This window comes from Azospirillum sp. A23 (assembly GCF_042938965.1).
GTDB classification, from domain to species: Bacteria; Pseudomonadota; Alphaproteobacteria; order Azospirillales; family Azospirillaceae; genus Azospirillum; species Azospirillum melinis.
In genome coordinates, this window is the sequence record NZ_CP170663.1 from 36,063 (window position 1) to 52,591 (window position 16,529).

The following is a 16,529-nucleotide window of genomic DNA, read 5'->3' on the forward strand; positions in this document are numbered from 1 at the left end:
CGATCATGAAACGACATCTCGGTTTCTGGCTGGCCGCGGGCTGGGCGGCTGTGCTTGTCCTGCCCTGGCATATCGGCGGCGTCTGGCCGGTCTTTTGGCCGGCCGGTCCGCAGAACGGCCCCTCCGCCGGTGACGGAATGCCTGCGCTGATCCAGGGGCTGCTGCTGGGACGGCTGTGGCTGCTGGCGTCGGTCCTGCCGCTGCTGGCGGCGCTGGCCGGCTTGCGGGCGAAGGGCGGGGCAAAAGGCGGGGCGGACGGACGGGCGCGGTCGGCGTGGCTGACCGCCGCCGGTGCCGGCGGGCTCGGCTGGCTGCTGGTGGAAAGCATCGCCGTCACCCAGCCGGGCCTGGGGCTCGGTGCCGCCGCCTATGCGGTGGTCTGCCTCGTGCTGGGCGCCCATGGGCTGGCGCTGCGCGGCTGGTGCAAAGGCGATGTCTTCATCGTCGCCTCCATCGGGCTGGTGCTGGGCTCGATCCTGGTCTTCGTCGGCTTCCCGGTGGTCACCATCCTGCTGTCGGCGGTCCAGGACAACGATGGCCGGCTGACGGTCGTGGGCCTGTTCGACAAGCTGACCGACAGCGGCATCTGGGGCCTCGGCTGCGTGCTGGGCACCGGCAGCACATGCGGGGTGGCCTGGAACACGCTGGCCCTGGCGGGCGTGGTCGGGGTGCTGACCACCGGCACGGGGCTGGCCTTCGCGCTGATCGCGGTGCGCACCGGCTTCCGCTTCAAGGCGGCCTTGCGGCTGGCCTCGATCCTGCCGGTGATCACGCCGCCCTTCGTCATCGGGCTTGCCATCATCCTGCTGTTCGGCCGCGCCGGCGTGGTGACCGATCTGCTGTCCACCCTGTTCGACATTCCCCGCTCGCGCTGGATTTACGGCATGCCGGGGGTGGCGATGGCGCAGATCCTCGCCTTCACGCCGATTTCCTTCCTGGTGCTGGTCGGCGTGCTGCAAGGGGTGAGCCCGACGCTGGAGGAGGCGTCGCAGACCCTGCGCGCCACCCCGTGGATCACCTTCCGCACGGTGACGCTGCCGCTGATCCGTCCCGGCCTCGCCAACGCCTTCCTGATCTCCTTCATCGAAAGCCTGGCGGACTTCGGCAACCCGCTGGTGCTCGGCGGCAATTTCGACGTGCTGTCGACCAAGATCTTCTATGCGGTGGTCGGTGCCGCCCATGACCAGGGGCGGGCCGCCGTGCTGGCGATCATCCTGTTGTCCTTCACCCTGTCGGCCTTCCTGGCGCAGCGACGGTGGCTCGGCCGCCGGTCCTACGCCACCGTGGCCGGCAAGGGCGATGCCGGCCTGCCCAGCCCGCTGCCGTCGGGGGTGCGGATCGCCGCGTCGGCCGTCGCGGCGCTGTGGACGGCGCTGACCGTTCTGGTCTACGGCACCATCCTGGTCGGCGGCTTCCTGAAGAGCCTGGGGCGCGACAACACGCTGACGCTGATCCATTACCAGACCGCCTTCGGCATCGAAACCGGGCCGAACGGCTGGTGGTTCAGCGGGTCGGCCTGGGATTCGCTGTTCACGACGCTGGGCGTGTCGCTGGTCGCCATGCCGCTGACGGCGGCGCTCGGGCTGCTGACCGCCTATCTGCTGGTGCGCCAGTCCTTCCTCGGCCGCGGGGCGTTCGAGTTCCTGACGATGCTGAGCTTCGCCATCCCCGGCACGGTGATCGGCGTCAGCTACATCCTCGCCTTCAACACGCCGCCGCTGGAACTGACGGGGACCGGGCTGATCCTGATCATCGCCTTCGTCTTCCGCAACATGCCCGTTGGCATCCGCGCCGGCATCGCCACGCTGAGCCAGATCGACAAGAGCCTGGACGAGGCGTCGCTGACGCTGGGGGCGCGGTCCTTCACCACGCTGCGCCGGGTGATCCTGCCGCTGCTGCGCCCGGCCATCGTCACCGCCATGGTCTACAGCTTCGTCCGCGCCATCACCAGCGTCAGCGCGGTCATCTTCCTGGTGACGGCCAAATACAACCTCGCCACCGCCTACATCGTCGGCCGGGCCGAGGTCGGCGAATACGGCCTCGCCATCGCCTACTCCTCCGCCCTCATCGCGATCATGGTGGTGGCGCTGCTGGCGATCCAGCTGCTGGTCGGCGAACGCCGCCTGGGCCGCCGCACCGCCGCCTTGCCCGTCAGCACTTCAGCCTCGAAGGTCAACGCATGACCCATATCCGGACCCCGTCCTCCGGGACGACGACCCTTGAGCCGGCGCCGGCCGTTGCCCCGGCCGCTATCCGAGCCCGGCCGGCGGTGGAGTTCCGCTCCGTCGTCAAGCGCTATGGCGCCTTCACCGCCGTGCACGAGCTGAATTTCTCCATCGAGGCCGGGACACTGGTCACGCTGCTCGGACCGTCGGGCTGCGGCAAGACCACCACCCTGCGCATGATCGCCGGGCTGGAGCAGGCGTCGTCCGGCACCATCCTGATCGGCGGCGAGAACGTCACCGCCCGCTCCGCGGCGGAACGCGACGTCAGCATGGTGTTCCAGAGCTACGCCCTGTTTCCGCACATGACCATCCTCGACAATGTGGCCTATGGGCTGACGGTCGGCGGCATGGCCAAGCGCGCGGCGCTGGAGGCGGCGCGCGACAAGCTGGCTTTGGTCGGTCTCGCCGGGCTGGAGGGCCGCCTGCCCAGCGAGTTGTCGGGCGGCCAGCAGCAGCGCGTTGCCGTGGCCCGCGCCATCGTGCTGGAGCCGCGCGTCCTGCTCTTCGACGAGCCGCTGTCGAACCTGGATGCCAAGATGCGCCGGCAGGTGCGGGAGGACATCCGGCAGCTCCAGCAGACGTTGAAGCTGACCGTGGTCTACGTCACGCACGACCAGGAGGAGGCGCTGGCGGTGTCCGACCGCATCATCGTGATGGCCGGCGGGAGGATCGCCCAGGACGGCACGCCGCGCGACCTCTACCAGCGGCCGGCCAGCCGGTTCATCGCCGATTTCATCGGCGACGCCAACATCGTTCCGGCTCTGCTGGAGGGGCGGGACGGTGCGCTGGGCCGGGTGAGAGTGGGGATGGCCACACTGACATTGCCGCACCGCGATCTGACCGATGGGCCGGTCGAGCTGGCGGTGCGCCCCAACGCGATCCGCCTCACGCCGGGCCAGGATGCGAACGCCGATGCGTCGGGCGTCGATGCATCTGGCGCCCTGCCGGGCCGGGTGCATTTCGCGGCCTATCTCGGCGACCACATGGAATATGAGGTGGCCGTGGCGCTGGGCGGACGCGAGGTCATGCTGTTCGCGCGCACCCCGGATGTCGATGCGCCGCTGTCCGTCGGCGATGCCGTCAGCGTCGGCTTCGTGCCGCGCGGCGTCACCATCGTTCCGCCCTGATCTTTCCGCCCCGATCCCTTTTCCCCCGATCCCTTTTACCCAAGACATCCCGGGCCGGCGCTGCCGGCTGCCGGCGGAGCTTTCCTGTCATGACCGATTTCGACGACCGCCTGCGTTTCGCCATCGACCTCGCCACCGAGGCGGGAGCCCTGGCGCGGTCCATGCGCCAAGGGCTGGGCGCGGTTGAGACCAAGAGCAGCATCGATTTCTGCACCGCGGCCGATCTTGCGGTGGAAGCGCTGGTGCGCCGGCGCCTCGACGAAGCTTTCGGCGATCCGGTGATCGGCGAGGAGGCCGGCGGCGACCCGGCCGAACTGGTCTGGGTGGTCGACCCCATCGACGGCACGACCAACTACATCCACGGCACCGCCAACTGGTGCGTCTCGCTGGCCCTGGTCCATCGGGGTGCTGTCGAGATCGGCGTGATCTATGCCCCCGACCTCGACCAGCTGTTCGTCGCCCGCCGCGGCCAGGGAGCGACCCTGAACGGCCGCCCGCTGCGCACCAGCGGCCTGCGCCACGGCGGCGGGGCGGTGGTCGAGGTCGGCTGGTCGGCGCGGCGCCCGCTGGCGCTCAGCCTCGACCTGATCACCCAGATGATCGCCGACGACATCGAATTCCGCCGCTGCGGGTCGGGCGCGATGGGTCTCGCCAATGTCGCTGCCGGCATCAGCGACGGCTATGTCGAGCTGCACATCAATGCCTGGGACGCTCTGGCCGGCCTGCTGCTGGTGCGCGAGGCGGGCGGCTGGACCAACGACTTTCTTGCCGGCGACGGGCTGCGGCTGGGCAACGTCGTCGTCGCCTGCACGGCCGAACTGACCGGACGATTGCAGGCGCTGGGACCGCTGCGGGGCGTTGCCTGACGCCCACGGGACTTCGAACATCGAAAAAAACCGGTGGAGGAAACAATGAAGCGAGTCAGGGTCCGGACATCCGCCCTGCTGGGTGCTGCTCTCGTGGTGGGTGGGCTGCTGTCGGCACCGGCGCCGGCAAGGGCCGCGGAGACTCGCGAGACCGTCGAGAAGGCGTTGATCTTCAGCCGTCACGGCGTTCGGCCTCCGACCGAAACCCACAAGATCGTTCCGCTCTCCACCAGGGACTGGCCGTCCTGGCCGGTGCCGGACGGGCATCTGACGCCGCATGGTCGCGAGGGAGCGGTGCTGATGGGCCAGTTCTACCGGTCGCGCTTCGTCGGAAACGGGCTATTGCCGGCCGGCGGCTGTCCGGCGGCCGGTGACGTGTTCGCCTGGGCCAACACCGACCAGCGCACCCGCGAGACCGGCAACGGCATTCTGGAGGGGCTGTTTCCCGGCTGCGGCCTGAAGGCGGCGTCGAAGCCGCCGCAGGGCGGACGCGACGTGCTGTTCGCGCCGATTGCGCAGGGACTGTCGCCGCTCGACCCCGCCAGCGCCAAGGCCGGCGTGCTGGAGGCGATGGGCGGCAGCATCGACGCCTACAAGGCCAGGCTGGCGCCGCTGTTCGCACGGCTCGACCCGGTGCTGCCGGGGCCTCGTCCGGAGACCTGCCGGAAGGCGGGGCTGTCCGAGGGCTGTCACCTGATCGACCTGCCATGGGCCATCGACCAGGGGAAGGACAAGGGTCGCAACATCGGGCTGGACGGCCCGCTCGATCTCGCCTCCACCATCGCCGAGACCTTCCGGCTCGAATATATGGAGGGCATGGCCGCCGATCAGGTCGGCTGGGGCAGGGTGGGGGCGGACGAGGTCCGCGACCTGATGGCCCTGCGCATGGCGAAGTACGACGTGATCGAACATGTGCCCTACATCGCCCGCCGCGGCGCCTCCTTCCTGTTGCAGCAGATCGTCGCGGCGATGAACGACGGCGCCGGTCCGCAAAGCTCCGGAGCGGAGAGCGCCGGCCCCCCGCCGGCCAAGCTGACCCTGCTGGTGGGGCATGACACCAACATCGGCCATATGCGCGCGGTCATGCAGGTGGGCTGGGCGCTGGAGGGATCGCAGCCCAACGACTCCTCGCCGACCGGAGCGATGCTGTTCGAGCGCCTGAAGGACGGGGCCAGCGGCAAGCGCTATGTCCGGCTGTCCTTTGCCGCCCCCACCGCCGATCAGGTCCGCGGCCTGACGCCGTTGACCGGCGATGCCGGGCCGAGGGTGGCGACGCTGGAGCTTCCCGGCTGCACCGACAGGCTCGGACCCGGCACCTGCGAACTGTCGCAGTTCACCGCGCTGGTCAGCCAGCGGCTGGACCCGACCGCGGTGGGGAAGCCGGACTACACCCAGTGACGGCGATGGTCGGGCCGGTTATGCCGGGTCTCCGGCCATCGCCGGTCCGCTCTGCCGGCGGACCAGCCGGTGGGGAAGCAGCACCTCCCCGACGCTGTTTCCCCCCGCAGATCGCGCAGGCTGGCAACGACGGCGTCGCCGAACCGCTGGTAGGGGATCTTGACCGAGCTGAGCCAGGGGGCGATCCAGTCGTTGAGGTCGTTGTCGTCGATGCCGACCGGGCGGCAGTCGTCCGGGATGCGCACACCCTGCTCGCCGGCAGCGCGGAACAGGCCGTAGGCCATCAGGTCGCTGGGGCAGAGGATGCCGTCGGGCCAGCCACCGTCGGCGGTCAGCCGCTTCGCGGCGGAGTAGCCGCAATCGAGATGGTTGCCGCCCGGCCCGTCGCAGCGGCGGACCGCCATGCCGGGCCGCCGCTCCTCCAGCCGGTCGAGAAATCCCTCCACCCGTTCCCGGATGGTCGAGGACAGGTCCGCCGGGTGGATGACCGCCGGGGCGCGCACGCCGCAGGCCAGCAGATGGTCGGCGGCGTCGGCGCCCGCCTGCCTGTTGTCGATCCCGATGAAGGGACCGCCGCCATAGGGATTGCGCCGGTTCACGAAGACGATCGGCTCGCGCCGGTCCAGCGATGCCTCCAGTTCGGGGCTGGCGACCGCGCTCACCACGATGAACCCTTCGGCGAAGCGTGACCGCATCGCGCGCAGATACTCGTCCTGCAGGTCGGGACGGTCGTGGGTGTCGCACAGGATCATCACATAGCCGGCGGCGCGCAGGGCCGCCTCCGTCGACGCGGCGATGGCGGCCATGGCCGGGTTGTCGAGATTGGGCGCCAGCATGGCGACCAGACGGCTGTCGCCCCCGCGCAGGCTGCGGCCGACGGGGTTCGGGCGATAGCCGCGCTCCGCGATCAGACGCTGCACCTTCGCCACCGTCGCCGCCGATGCCCGCCCCAGATCGCCGTTGGCGATGCGCGAGACGGTGGAGACGGACACCCCCGCTTCGGCCGCGATGTCGGCCAGGGACGTCTGTCCGGACGCCTGTCCCGAGGCCTGTCCCGGTTCCCGTCGCCGATCGTTCATGGCCCCCTCCATTTGTGCATCGAACATTGCCGTTGACAGTTTAGGCAAACGTTTGCCATGTTCAAGGAAGAAGAGCGGAGCCGGTGAATTCCGGCCTGCGCCGAGCTGCCGGTTTTGGCAGGAAACAGGTCCGGACAGGGACCGACCGAGGGTCCGCAAGCGACCCCACAGGAGGAAACGCAATGAAGAAGGCAGCATGGATGGCCGGCTGTGCGCTGGCGTTGTCGATCCTCGGGGCCGCTGGCGCCCAGGCCGAAACCACGCTCCGCATCATGTGGTACTCGGACGGCAACGAGGGCGAGGTCATGAACGACCTGCTCCGCCGGTTCGAGGAGAAGAACAAGGATGTCAAGGTCGTCCTCGACCAGGTGCCCTTCAAGGCGATCAACGAGACTCTGCCGGTGCAGCTGGCCTCCGGCCAGGGTCCGGATCTGGCCCGCATCACCGACATGGGCGGGCTGGCCCCCTATCTGCTGGACGTCCGCGCCCATGTGAAGGACGCCGCCTATTGGGAGCAGAATTACGGGCCGTTCCTGCAGTGGATGCGGGTGCCCGGCAACACCACCGCGATCCCCGGCTACATGACGCAGCTGACGGTGACCGGCCCCTTCGTCAACAAGACGCTGTTCGAACAGGCCGGCGTCGCCATGCCGGGCGCCACCGCGACCTGGGAGGATTGGGCCAAGGCGGCGAAGGCGGTCGCCGACAAAGTGCAGGCGCCGTTCCCGGTCGCCTTCGACCGCTCCGGCCACCGTTTCTTCGGCCTTGCCGTCTCGCAAGGGGCGCAGATGGCCGAGACCGGCGGCGAGCTGAAGCCGGTCGATGACGGGTTCAAACGCGCCGCCAAGCTGGTCGTCGACTGGCACAAGGCCGGCGTGATGTCGAAGGAGCTGTGGGGGGCCGTGTCCGGCACCGCCTATCGCGGCGCCAACGAGGAATTCAAGAACGCGCAGGTCGTCTTCTACGAATCGGGATCCTGGCAGACCGCGCAGTTCGACAAGACCATCGGCGACGCCTTCGACTGGATCGCCGTGCCGACCCCCTGCGGCCCGGCCAACTGCTCCGGCATGCCCGGCGGCGCCGCACTCGTCGCGCTGAAGACCAGCAGCCATCCGGCCGAGGTCGGGCGCCTGCTCGACTATCTCGCCAGCGAGGAGGTCGCCAACGAGTTCTATGCGCGCACGCTGTTCGTGCCGGGCCATATCGGCCTCGCCAAGAAGGGCATCGCCTACAAGTCGGCCTCGCCGCAGGCCGCCGCCGCGCTGAAGGTGTTCGGCGATGCGGTCGGCAAGCTCGATCCGGTCGCCTACCGCATCCAGGGCGATCCCAGCAGCCGCATCGTCTTCAACGCCGCCATCAGCCGTCTCGGCCAGGTGGTGGTCGGCGAAACGAGCCTGGACGACGCCTATCAGCGGATCTCCGCCGACGTCGCCCAGCAGATCGCCGAGCGCAAGAAGAAGCAGTAACTCCCGGCTTTCGCTCCCAACCCTGGGCCCCCAATTCCGGGCCCCAACCTTGGGCGGTGGAATATGACCGATACCATGAGATCGCACGGCGCCCCCGCGCGCGGTCCGTCCGCCGCCGCGGCTGCCGTCACCACGGGCAGCGCCAACGCCCTGATGCGGCTGACCGACCCGCCGATGCGGGCGGTCCAGCGCCTGATCGGCGCGGCGCGCATGCCCTATGTCTTCCTGCTGCCGAACCTTCTCTTCTTCGGGCTGTTCGTCTTCCTGCCCATCGGGATCAACATCGTCTTCTCGGTGACGGGCGGAACGGGGCTGTTCCCGTCGGAGCGGCCCTATGTCGGGGCGGAGCATTACGCCCGCCTGCTCGACTGCGGCTCCTATCTGGAAGCCGGGAGCTGCCGGGAGGATCTGTTCTGGCGCGGTGTGGGAAACACGCTGACCTTCACCGTCTTCCAGATGGTGGCGATGGTGCTGTTCTCGCTGGTCACCGCCCTGGTGCTGAACCGTCCGATCCGCGGCCGCGGCTTCTTCCGGGCGGTCTATTTCTTCCCCGTCCTGCTGTCGCCGGTCGTCGTCGCCCTGATCTGGAAATGGATTTTGCAGCGTGACGGCCTGCTGAACGCGGTGCTGACCACGGCGGGCGGCGAGAAGATCCTGTTCTTCGTCGATCCCGGCTGGGCGATGTTCTGGGCGGTCTTCGTCTCGGTCTGGGCCCATATGGGCTTCTATACGCTGATCCTGCTGGCCGGCCTCCAGGCGATCCCGCGCGATGTCTACGAGGCGGCGGAGATGGACGGCACCCGCCCCTGGCGCGTCTTCCACCGCATCACGCTGCCGCTGCTCTGGCCCAACCTTCTGGTCGTGCTGGTGCTGGTGCTGATCCGCTCGGTGCAGGTGTTCGACGAGGTGTTCGTGCTGACCGGCGGCGGTCCCGGCACGGCGACGATGATGGTCGTCCAGTACATCTACACCACCGCCTTCGCGAACCAGGTGCAGAATTTCGGTCTGGCCGGCGCGGCGTCGGTGCTGCTGGGGGCCGTGCTGTTCGTCCTGACCCTGATCCAGCTTTTCCTGACCCGGCGGAGGGCATCATGACCGAAAAACTCCGCACCGGAAAACTCGGCCGCCTGCTCCTGGCGCGGCGTGGCGGCGCCTCCTGGCATTGGACCGACGTCGCCAGCTATGCCTATCTGGCGCTGGGCGTGCTGCTGATGTTCGGCCCGGTGCTCTGGCTGGCGCTGTCGTCCTTCAAGACGCCGGCGGCCCTGCTGGAATTCCCGCCGTCGCTGCTGCCGATGGCGCAGAGCGAGGTGTCGGTTCCGGGCTATCCGCAGCCGCTGCCGCTGTTCCGGGTGACGATGGAGGACGGTTCGGTCCGCGAACTGGCGCAGGTCCGCCGCGTCGGCATCGTCGCCCAGATGGTCGATCCGGCAGCGCCCGGCCAGACCATCCGGGTTCCGGCCGACCGCCGGACGCCGGTGCGCCACATGGCGCTGGCGGCCGAGAACTACACCGACCCGCTGACCCAGTTCGATTTCCTGCGCTTCCTGCGCAATTCGCTGGTGGTGACGGTGGTGGCGACCATCATCACGCTGATCATCAACTCGATGGCCGCCTACGCGCTCTCCGTCTACGAGTTCCGCGGCAAGTCGGTGGCGATGCTGGGGGTGATCGGCACGCTGATGATCCCCATCACCATCATCCTCGCGCCGGTCTATCTGGTGGTCACCAAGCTGGGCTTCGTCGACTCGCTGTGGGCGGTGATCCTGCCGGGGGCCGCCACCCCGACCGGCGTCTTCCTGCTGCGTCAGTACATGCTGACCATCCCGCGCGACCTGATCGAGGCGGCGCGGATGGACAAGGCGTCGGAATGGCGCATCTACGCCCGCATCGTCATGCCGCTGTCGATGCCGGCGCTGGCGGTTCTGGCGATCTTCTCGGTCATGTGGCGCTGGAACGAGTTCCTGTGGCCGCTGGCCGTCCTGACCAAGACCGAGGTCCACACGCTGCCCATCGCTCTCAACGCCTTCCAGGGCGAGTTGCAGACGCAGTGGCATTATCTGCTCGCCATGACCGTGGTGACCCTGCTGCCGGTGGCGCTCGTCTTCGCCTTCCTGCAGCGCTTCATCACCAGCGGCATCGCGAATACGGGGATGAAATAAATGGCCGGACTGGAGCTTCGCGGCATCCGCAAGGACTATGGCAGCACCGCCGTCCTGAAGGGCATCGATCTCAGCATCGCCGACGGCGAGTTCGTCGTCTTCGTCGGCCCGTCGGGCTGCGGGAAATCGACCCTGCTGCGCGTCATCGCCGGGCTGGAGACGGTCACGGCTGGCGACATCAGCATCGACGGGGCGGAGGTGACGCGGACCGCGGCGTCGGACCGCGGGCTGGCGATGGTGTTCCAGTCCTACGCGCTCTATCCGCACATGACCGTCCACCAGAACATGAGCTTCGCGCTCGAGAATATGGGGATCGCCAAGGCGGAGATCGCGGCACGGGTGGACCGCGCCGCCCGCATGCTGCGGCTGACCGACTATCTCCAGCGCAGGCCCGCCGCCCTGTCGGGGGGCCAGCGCCAGCGCGTCGCCATCGGCCGCGCCATCGTGCGCGATCCCAAGATCTTCCTGTTCGACGAGCCGCTGTCCAATCTCGACGCCGAACTGCGGGTTGCGACGCGCAAGGAGCTGGCCGCCCTGCATGCCGAGATCGGCGGGACGATGATCTACGTCACCCACGATCAGGTCGAGGCGATGACGCTGGCCGACCGCATCGTCGTCCTGAACGGCGGGCGGATCGAGCAGATCGGCACGCCGCTGGAGCTTTACAACCGCCCGGCCAACCTGTTCGTCGCCGGCTTCATCGGCTCGCCGCGGATGAACCTGCTGCCGACGGAGCTGGTGCGGGGTGAGGCGGCCGGCGCTGCGACGGGCCGGGTGGCGACGCTCGGCATCCGGCCCGAGCATGTCGAGCCCTGTGCCGAGGCCGACGCCGACCTGACCGTGCGGATCGACCTCGTCGAGCAGCTCGGCGGCGAGACCTTCCTCTACGCCACCGGTCCGAACGACATCCCGCTCACCATCCGCTGCGACGGCCAGAGCCGCCTTGCCCGCGGCGACCTGCTGCCGGTGCGGCTGCGCCGCGACCATCTCCACCGTTTCGACGCCGCGGGCCTCGCCTGCCGTCCCGAACCCCTTCTCGCCCGGAGCCATTCATGAAGGCCCTGACCCGAGCCCGTTTCATTGGGCGCGACGGCATCTATGCCGTGTTCGAACTCGACCATGGCGTCGATCTGCGCATCGGTTTCGTCGAGGACGATGTCGGCCGCATCCTGATGCGGCGCGACGGAGGCTACCGCCTCGACCGCGGCTGGTCGGTGGCGCCCGGCGGTGCCGATCCGTCCTATGAGGGCCGTGACCGCGACGATCTGAGCGGCTTTGCCTGCCCGGCCGCCGATGTCGAAGAGGGCCAGGGTACGGTCACGCTGCGGGGGACGAAGCTGCGCGCCGTCGTGACGCTGGAGCCCTTCGGCGTCGCCTGGTACCGGGCGGGGGAGGAGGTGCCCTTCCTGCAGGACCGCCGCACCCAGGCCTATTTCGTGTCGCGCCAGACCCATGCCTTCTCGCATTACGTCGAGCGCGGCGGGGACGAGCGGCATTACGGGCTGGGCGACAAGGCCGGTCCGCTGGACCGCACCGGCCGCCGCTTCCGCGTCGATGCGGTCGATCCCTGCGGCTTCGACGCCGAGCTGAGCGACCCGCTCTACAAGATGATTCCGTTCCTGCTGGTCGCCGGGCCGACGGGGGCGCACGGGGTCTATTACGACAACCTTGCCACCGCCGAGATCGACGTCGGCGCCACCATCGACAATTACCACGGGCTGTTCCGCTCCTACCGTGCCGACGACGGCGACCTCGACGCCTATGTCTTCGCCGGCCCCGGCGTTCCGGATGTGGTGCGCGCCTTCTCGCGCCTGACCGGCGGCCATGCCTTCGGGCCGAAATGGACGCTGGGCTTCGCCACCACTTCGATGGCCATCGCCGACGCCGCCGACGCCGACGCCCGCATCGCCGATTTCGTCGACCGCTGCGCCGAGCACGCAATTCCCTGCGACAGTTTCCATTTCGGCTCCGGCTACACCATGATCGGCGGCCGGCGCTACGCGTTCCACTGGAACCACGACAAGTTCCCCGATCCGGCGGCGACGCTGGGCAAGCTGAACGCCGCCGGGCTGCATCCGGTCGCCAACCTGAAGCCGTGCCTGCTCGATGACCATCCGCGCCTGTCGGAGGTGACCGGGGTCGGCGGGCTGGTCAATGACGGCGAGACCGGCAAGCCGGCGGTGGCACAGTTCTGGGACGGGCTGGGCTATCATCTCGACTTCACCAACCGACAAGCCCGCGACTGGTGGCGCAACGGGATCGAGACGGCGCTGCTGGCCCCCGGCATGGTGTCGGTGTGGAACGACAACAACGAGTACGAGATCTGGGACGAGGATGCCGTGGCGGCCGGCGATGGCCGTCCCTTCCCGCAGACGCTGGCGCGGCCGGCGCAGGCGCTGCTGATGACCAAGCTGGCCTACGACACGCAGGCCGCCTGGGCGCCGGACAAGCGGCCCTACACCATCACCCGCGGCGGCCCGGCCGGCCTGTGGCGCTATGGCCAGACCTGGTCGGGCGACAACGCCACCGCCTGGAAGACGCTGCGTTTCAACCTGACCCAGGGGCTCAACATGAGCCTGTCCGGCATGTTCGACATCGGGCATGACACCGGCGGCTTCCATGGGCCGAGCCCCGGGCCGGAACTGCTCTGCCGGTTCGTCGAGTTCTGTTCCTTCTGGCCGCGCTTCATGATGAACAGCTGGAACAGCGACGGCATCACGACGCTGCCCTGGATGCATCCGGAGGTCATCGACCCGATCCGCAAGGCGATCCGCCTGCGCTATCGCCTGATGCCCTATCTCTACACGCGGATGTGGCGGGCGGCGGAGGCGGACGAGCCGGTGGTGCGCCCGCTGTTCTACGATTTCCCCGACGATCCCGGCGCCGCAGCGACCGAGAACGCCTTCATGCTCGGCCCCGACCTGCTGGTGGCGCCGGTGCTGGAACCGGGGGCGGACAGCCGGTCGGTCCGGCTGCCGGAGAATCCCGGCGGCTGGTATGTCTTCCACGATGGCACGCACCATCCGGGCGGAGCCGTTGCGACGGTGGCGGCCCCGCTCGGCCGTGCGCCGCTGTTCGTCCGGTCCGGCGCCCTGCTGCCGCTGGGGGCCGCCGGACTGCGCGTCGATCCGGCGACGGACACGGAGCGCGAACTGGTCGCTTACGGCGACGTGGAGGGCGCCACGGCCCTGCTCTATGACGACAACGGCGACACCACCGGCTGGCGCGACGGCGCCGGGCTGGCGACCAGCGTCACCGCGCTGCGCGAGGGGGATGCCGTTGTGGTCTCCGCCAAGGCGGCCGGCAGCTACCAGCCGGCATGGCGCGGCCTGCGCCTGCGCAGCGTGGGCGGACCGCAACTGCGGCCCGGCACGGTCGAGGGGGCCGCGCTGACGCTGGAGGCCTGAGCCTCCGCTTCGCCGGGGCCGGGGTGATGTCTTACTGCCGGTTGCGGTATTCCACCGGCACCCAGCGGTAGCCGTCGCCGTCGCGCCGCAGCCGGCCGAGGCCCGGGAAGCTGAGATGGGCGGCGGCGGTCAGCTGACCGCTGTCGGCCTCCTCGGCGAAGCGGTCCCGGCGCTGGGCGCGGGCGGCATCCTGGTCGATGTCGAAGGCGACGGTGGCGTCCGGATGCCGGAACTGCACCGGCCCGACATGGATGATGTCGCCCCAGAACTCGATGGTCTCGCCCCGGCTCGTCACCCGGTAGAAGGCATGTCCGGGGGTGTGGCCGGGGGTGGGGATCGCCGTGACTCCCGCCAGGATTTCCGACTTTTCGCTGAAGGGCTTCACCTTGCCGGCCTTGAGGTAAGGGCCGACCGTGGCGACCGCCTCGTCATGGAGGCGGGGCTGCAATCCCTTGGCGATGTTGTCGCGGTTGAGGAAGAAGTCGAGGTCGGGCTGGCCGACATGGACGGTGGCGTTCGCAAACACCATCCGCCCGTCCAGAGTCAGTCCGCCGGAATGGTCGGTGTGGATGTGGGTGAGAAGGATGTCGGTCACCTGATCGGGCCGATAGCCGGCTGCGGCCAGACTGAGCGGAAGCTTGCCGCCATAGGGTCCGAACAACTGGCCGGCGCCGGTATCGACCAGCAGCAGGCGTGAGCCGGTGTCGATCAGGAAAGCGTTGATGGAGGTTTCCAGCGGATCGCGCTCGAACCGCTCGGCCAGCAGCGCGTCGATCCGGTCCGGCGGCAGTCCCTTCACCAGCGGCTTGATGCCGAGCGGCAGGGTGCCGTCGCTGAGTGCCGTGATGCGCAGGTCGCCGACGGTGAAGCGGTAGAGTCCGGCTTCGGACGGTTGGGCCGCCGGTTGGGGAATGGCTTGGGCGGTGGTGTGGCCGGCGGGCTTGCCGGGGGATTTGTCGATGGCCGTGTCGGCGGCATGGCCCGTCGGGATGGTTGCGAACAGCAGGCCGGCGGCCAGCAGGAGCGTGTGCGGTTTCATTCTGCCTGTCCTTGGGAACGGTCCGGATATCGGGTGCGGCGGCGGTGGAGGTTTTCCGCCGCTGCGCATGCCCACCAGTTAGCACCGGGCGGCGGGCTTGATTACCCGTCAAGCTCGGGCAACATTGTGCCGGAAACCGATCCAATCGCCGGGTTGCCGATGCAGGACCTGAACGACACCATCGCCTTCGTCAAGGTCGTGGAGGAGGGCAGCTTCACCAAGGCCGCCCGGCGGCTGCGGCTGCCCAAGACGACGCTGAGCCGCAAGGTGCGCGATCTCGAACAGCGGCTCGGCATTCAGCTTCTGCACCGGACCACCCGCCGCATCGGGCTGACGGAAGCGGGGACGGTGTATTTCGACCGCTGCCGCCGGATCGCCGAAGAGCTGGAGCAGGCGGAAAGCGCCGTTGCCCAGCTTCGCGACGCGCCGCGCGGCTGGCTGCGGATCACCACCCCGCCATCCTTCGGAATGACGGTCATCGCACCGCTGCTGCCCGACTTCCGCAGCCGATATCCCGATGTCCGCATCGATCTGGTGCTGAGCCACGAGAATCTCGATCTGGTGGCGCGGGACATCGATCTGGCGATCCGGATGGGAACGTTGCAGGACTCCAGCATGGCGGCCCGCAAGCTGGGCGTCCTGCATCGCCATGTCTATGCCGCACCGTCCTATTGTGCCGCCCATGGGCTGCCGGGCCACCCCGACGCGCTGATCCGCCATCTGACGCTGGCGAACATGACCGCCCGCCGTCCCTCGGGCTTCGCCTGGCGGCTGTTCCGCACCGACGGGGACCAGCCGGGGGAGGGGGTGGATGCGGTCATCGACCCGGTGATGTCGGCCGACGATCCGGAGATGCTGGTCCCGACGCTGCTGGCCGGCGGCGGGCTGGTTCTCGCCACCGACTTCGCCATGCGAGCCTACCGGTCGGCCGGTCAGGTGCAGCGGGTGCTCGACGGCTGGAGGGGATCGGATGTCGATCTGCACGCGGTTTTCCCCGGTGGGCGGATTCAGCCGCCGAAGGTGCGGTCCTTCTTGGATTTCCTGGCGACACGCATCGATCTCGGGGACGGCGCCGACCATTGGAGTGCGGCGGAAGGGTGAGCGGCCTGTGTTGTCGTTCCGTGGAACGCAACAGTCTTCTTCAATTCGGTTTATTTATCGCGCATCAAAGAACGGTTAGCGTCCTTGCATTGACCGGCACGGCATTCCGTTCGCGTCCGGCCTGATCCCGATCTCTCACACGGATCCAAGGACGCGGGTCATGAGCCAATCCACTTCCCTCTGCACCACCGCCGGCGACACCCTGTCGACCCTGTCCTGCAAGCTGCACAGCGCCGGCTGCTCCGTCGTCCGCGGGGTGCTGGACCTGCTGATGATGCCTTCGGGCAACCAGCGCCTTCTCGGCTGGTTGGGCAACCATCTGCTGTCGATTGCCGGGCAACTCGGCAACAGCGCGCCGGACCTGAGTCCGGCTCATCCGATGGCCGCCGGTTCCCTTCTGGCCGCCATCGCCTGTGCGGTGCTGGTGGTGTTGCGCAGGTTTGGGAGTGCCGTGGCGCTGGCGGTCCTCATGCCGGTCGCCGCCTATGGCCTTATCCTGCAACTGCCGGCCGAGATGGCCGGGTCGGTCAAAGGAGTGGAATTTCTGCTGATCGCCGGCCTGCTGGCGGTCGGCGCCGCATTCCACCAAACGACGCACTGATCGAATTGCCCGCCTTGACAGGTAATTTATAACTTATAAGATTGTCGCATCGGATGGT

Annotated in this window: 13 protein-coding genes; 11 read left to right on the forward strand and 2 right to left on the reverse strand. The window is 68.8% G+C overall.

Going from position 1 to position 16,529, the window contains the following annotated elements:
* Window positions 1–5 precede the first annotated feature (5 nt).
* The 4 genes from ABNQ40_RS00145 (at window position 6) to ABNQ40_RS00160 (ending at window position 5,616) form a co-directional block, all read left to right on the forward strand.
* Window positions 6–2,183 (forward strand): iron ABC transporter permease, encoded by a 2,178-nt coding sequence (locus ABNQ40_RS00145; protein WP_109049643.1) that lies wholly within the window; start codon window positions 6–8, stop codon window positions 2,181–2,183.
* Entirely contained in the window at window positions 2,180–3,352 is a 1,173-nt protein-coding gene (locus ABNQ40_RS00150; RefSeq protein ID WP_109049642.1) for an ABC transporter ATP-binding protein, read from the forward strand. The genes ABNQ40_RS00145 and ABNQ40_RS00150 overlap by 4 nt, the downstream gene beginning before the upstream one ends.
* Before the next feature lie 89 nt (window positions 3,353–3,441).
* Entirely contained in the window at window positions 3,442–4,218 is a 777-nt protein-coding gene (locus ABNQ40_RS00155; RefSeq protein ID WP_109049641.1) for an inositol monophosphatase family protein, read from the forward strand.
* Between the two features lie 45 nt (window positions 4,219–4,263).
* Entirely contained in the window at window positions 4,264–5,616 is a 1,353-nt protein-coding gene (locus ABNQ40_RS00160; protein WP_109049640.1) for a histidine-type phosphatase, read from the forward strand.
* On the opposite strand, the gene ABNQ40_RS00165 is transcribed toward ABNQ40_RS00160, so the two are convergent.
* Entirely contained in the window at window positions 5,604–6,695 is a 1,092-nt protein-coding gene (locus ABNQ40_RS00165) for a LacI family DNA-binding transcriptional regulator (protein ID WP_391345285.1), read from the reverse strand. The two genes, ABNQ40_RS00160 and ABNQ40_RS00165, sit on opposite strands and share 13 nt — an antisense overlap.
* Before the next feature lie 182 nt (window positions 6,696–6,877).
* Here ABNQ40_RS00165 and ABNQ40_RS00170 point away from each other — a divergent pair, with 182 nt between their 5' ends.
* The 5 genes from ABNQ40_RS00170 to ABNQ40_RS00190 all read left to right on the forward strand — a co-directional run bounded on the left by ABNQ40_RS00170 (window position 6,878) and on the right by ABNQ40_RS00190 (window position 13,730).
* On the forward strand, window positions 6,878–8,161 hold the full coding sequence (locus tag ABNQ40_RS00170; RefSeq protein ID WP_109049639.1) for an ABC transporter substrate-binding protein: 1,284 nt from the start codon (window positions 6,878–6,880) through the stop codon (window positions 8,159–8,161).
* 63 nt (window positions 8,162–8,224) lie between these two features.
* On the forward strand, window positions 8,225–9,256 hold the full coding sequence (locus ABNQ40_RS00175) for a carbohydrate ABC transporter permease (RefSeq protein ID WP_199235314.1): 1,032 nt from the start codon (window positions 8,225–8,227) through the stop codon (window positions 9,254–9,256).
* Window positions 9,253–10,323, forward strand: coding sequence for a carbohydrate ABC transporter permease (locus tag ABNQ40_RS00180; RefSeq protein ID WP_109049637.1), 1,071 nt, complete (start codon window positions 9,253–9,255; stop codon window positions 10,321–10,323). Before ABNQ40_RS00175 ends, ABNQ40_RS00180 begins: the two co-directional genes overlap by 4 nt.
* A complete protein-coding gene (locus ABNQ40_RS00185; RefSeq protein ID WP_109049636.1) occupies window positions 10,324–11,379 on the forward strand; it encodes an ABC transporter ATP-binding protein in 1,056 nt (351 codons plus the stop codon). It abuts the gene before it with no gap.
* Window positions 11,376–13,730, forward strand: a complete 2,355-nt coding sequence (locus ABNQ40_RS00190; RefSeq protein WP_109049635.1) for a TIM-barrel domain-containing protein — start codon at window positions 11,376–11,378, stop codon at window positions 13,728–13,730. Before ABNQ40_RS00185 ends, ABNQ40_RS00190 begins: the two co-directional genes overlap by 4 nt.
* Before the next feature lie 31 nt (window positions 13,731–13,761).
* Here the strand turns inward: ABNQ40_RS00190 and ABNQ40_RS00195 are convergent, their stop codons facing one another.
* Window positions 13,762–14,769, reverse strand: a complete 1,008-nt coding sequence (locus ABNQ40_RS00195) for an MBL fold metallo-hydrolase (RefSeq protein ID WP_109049634.1) — start codon at window positions 14,767–14,769, stop codon at window positions 13,762–13,764.
* A gap of 159 nt (window positions 14,770–14,928) precedes the next feature.
* On the opposite strand from ABNQ40_RS00195, the gene ABNQ40_RS00200 reads away from it, so the two are divergent.
* Window positions 14,929–15,870 (forward strand): LysR family transcriptional regulator, encoded by a 942-nt coding sequence (locus ABNQ40_RS00200; protein ID WP_247879757.1) that lies wholly within the window; start codon window positions 14,929–14,931, stop codon window positions 15,868–15,870.
* A 160-nt stretch (window positions 15,871–16,030) separates the two neighbouring features.
* Window positions 16,031–16,471: a hypothetical protein gene (locus ABNQ40_RS00205; RefSeq protein ID WP_109049632.1), complete on the forward strand. Its 441-nt coding sequence runs from the start codon at window positions 16,031–16,033 to the stop codon at window positions 16,469–16,471.
* Window positions 16,472–16,529 lie beyond the last annotated feature (58 nt).

Bases quoted from the DNA above. Each gene is read 5' to 3' on its own strand.
- ABNQ40_RS00205 (WP_109049632.1), top strand. From the start codon at position 16,031: ATGAGCCAATCCACTTCCCTCTGCACCACCGCCGGCGACACCCTGTCG.
- ABNQ40_RS00190 (WP_109049635.1), top strand. From the start codon at position 11,376: ATGAAGGCCCTGACCCGAGCCCGTTTCATTGGGCGCGACGGCATCTAT.
- ABNQ40_RS00165 (WP_391345285.1), bottom strand. From the start codon at position 6,695: ATGAACGATCGGCGACGGGAACCGGGACAGGCCTCGGGACAGGCGTCC.
- ABNQ40_RS00160 (WP_109049640.1), top strand. From the start codon at position 4,264: ATGAAGCGAGTCAGGGTCCGGACATCCGCCCTGCTGGGTGCTGCTCTC.
- ABNQ40_RS00200 (WP_247879757.1), top strand. From the start codon at position 14,929: ATGCAGGACCTGAACGACACCATCGCCTTCGTCAAGGTCGTGGAGGAG.
- ABNQ40_RS00175 (WP_199235314.1), top strand. From the start codon at position 8,225: ATGACCGATACCATGAGATCGCACGGCGCCCCCGCGCGCGGTCCGTCC.
- ABNQ40_RS00170 (WP_109049639.1), top strand. From the start codon at position 6,878: ATGAAGAAGGCAGCATGGATGGCCGGCTGTGCGCTGGCGTTGTCGATC.
- ABNQ40_RS00155 (WP_109049641.1), top strand. From the start codon at position 3,442: ATGACCGATTTCGACGACCGCCTGCGTTTCGCCATCGACCTCGCCACC.
- ABNQ40_RS00150 (WP_109049642.1), top strand. From the start codon at position 2,180: ATGACCCATATCCGGACCCCGTCCTCCGGGACGACGACCCTTGAGCCG.
- ABNQ40_RS00180 (WP_109049637.1), top strand. From the start codon at position 9,253: ATGACCGAAAAACTCCGCACCGGAAAACTCGGCCGCCTGCTCCTGGCG.
- ABNQ40_RS00145 (WP_109049643.1), top strand. From the start codon at position 6: ATGAAACGACATCTCGGTTTCTGGCTGGCCGCGGGCTGGGCGGCTGTG.
- ABNQ40_RS00185 (WP_109049636.1), top strand. From the start codon at position 10,324: ATGGCCGGACTGGAGCTTCGCGGCATCCGCAAGGACTATGGCAGCACC.
- ABNQ40_RS00195 (WP_109049634.1), bottom strand. From the start codon at position 14,769: ATGAAACCGCACACGCTCCTGCTGGCCGCCGGCCTGCTGTTCGCAACC.